This is a genomic window from Staphylococcus sp. HMSC34G04, from assembly GCF_001838765.1.
In the GTDB taxonomy this organism is placed as follows: Bacteria; Bacillota; Bacilli; order Staphylococcales; family Staphylococcaceae; genus Staphylococcus; species Staphylococcus epidermidis.
Genome location: NZ_KV838739.1, coordinates 379,279 through 379,701, shown reverse-complemented (window position 1 = coordinate 379,701; position 423 = coordinate 379,279). Strand labels below are relative to the sequence as shown.

The window sequence follows — 423 nt, the reverse complement described above, 5'->3', positions numbered from 1 at the left end:
GTAGAAACAATTCCCGAGACTGAATTCGATGATTTCATTTGTCCAAACAATCAAAGACCAGGATTTAAAAGATATGCCTATCGTCATGATAAATATGGTTTTAAACGAGACTTTAAAATAAATAAATGTGATGATTGTTCAGAGTGTCCTCTGAAACACACCAATGTATGAACTTCAATTCAAAACAAACAAAAAAATAATGAAGAATTATAGTTTGGAATATTTTAAAGCGCAAATTAATAAAAAGTTTTCAGAACCAAAAACAAAAACCATCTACAGTCAAAGAAAATTTAGTGTGGAGCCTGTTTTTAGATTTATGAAGGCTATTTTAGGTTTCACTCGAATGTCTGTTCAAGGTATATATAAAGCCAAAAGAGAACTAGGATGTCTACTAATGGAACTTAATATAAGAAAAGTAACAGC

General features: G+C 30.0%; 1 pseudogene. It reads left to right on the top strand.

From position 1 onward, the window contains the following. Positions 1-423 (top strand): annotated as a pseudogene (locus HMPREF3241_RS12340) (transposase); the annotation flags it as partial.